The sequence below is a fragment of the Pelagibacterium lacus genome, assembly GCF_003345525.1.
Taxonomy (GTDB): domain Bacteria; phylum Pseudomonadota; class Alphaproteobacteria; order Rhizobiales; family Devosiaceae; genus Pelagibacterium; species Pelagibacterium lacus.
The window spans coordinates 1-1,106 of sequence record NZ_QQNH01000069.1 but is presented as its reverse complement, the minus strand read 5'-3'; the positions used below and the strand labels follow the sequence as shown (position 1 = coordinate 1,106).

At 67.1% G+C, this 1,106-nt stretch carries 1 protein-coding gene; it reads right to left on the bottom strand.

Annotated elements, in window-relative coordinates; genetic code table 11:
• The coding region (locus tag DVH29_RS16090; protein WP_158541714.1) for a glycosyltransferase family 4 protein at positions 1-1,087 on the bottom strand (1,087 nt) is incomplete at its 3' end.
• Between the last annotated feature and the right edge of the window lie 19 nt (positions 1,088-1,106).

The window sequence follows — 1,106 nt, the reverse complement described above, 5'->3', positions numbered from 1 at the left end:
CCCTTCGATAGGGGAAGATGGCGCGCGAGCGGCGCAGGAACCGTACGCTGCCGACATAGCTGGCGATGAACAGCACGGCAAAGACCAGCACCAGCAGGGCGGCCAGCGCAGTGTCGTCCCAGACCAGCACGGCAGCGAAGGCGGGCAGGCCGGCCATGGGGAGGATCAGCGCCGTGGCGAGGGGATTGGCGAACTGGCGCCGGTTCTTGCCCACAAAGGTGATCTCGATGAAGCGCATGACGATCTGGTGGAAATGCATGCGGTCGGGCTGGTCGGTGGGCTTGCCCAGCCGCTTGCGCCGATAGATGGCGAACAGGGTGTCGCAGACCGGCCAGAAGAACACCAGCAGCACCGCCCAGGGCGAGACGTCGGGATTGCGCCACACGATGATGATGCCCAGCCAGGCCAGCACATGGCCGATGCTGTAGGCGCCGGCATCGCCGAGAAAGATCGTCCCGCGGGGGAAGTTGAAGGCGAGAAAGCCCAGAAGCGCCGGCAGGATGCACAAGGCCGCCACCCCCATCACCGGATCGCCGGCGGTGAACGCGATGGCCGAGAGCGCCCCGGCGATGATCACCGCGACGCTGCCGGCCAGCCCGTTGAGGCCGTCGATGAGGTTCATGGCATGGCACACCCCGGTGGCCGCAAAGACTGTGAACAGCATGGCCACGGCCGGAATGGCCAGGGCCGCGTCGAGCCCGGGCAGGTCGAGGCGCGGTAGGTGCAGCCCCATCAGCGCGATGGCCAGCACGCTGGAGGCGGCGGCGGCCAGCAGTCGGTTGCGGGGCCGCATATGGATGCCGATATCCTCGAAGAGGCCGACGACGAAGACGGGGATGACCGAGACGGCGAACAGCATCAGGGTATGGGCGCTGATCGAGCCGAACCAGAGGACGAAGCCGATGCAGATGGCGCCGAAGATGGCGACGCCGCCGATCCTGGGGGTTGGGCGGTGATGGGCGGCCTGCACGGCATTGCTGTCGCCATGGCGGCTTGTGAAGGCGAGATGGTGCCGGGCGGTGAGCACCAGCAGGGCGGTTATGCCCAGCGAGACGAGGAAAACCGTGGCCAGAATTGTTGTAGGCAAGCCCTGCGCGCCCATGTCG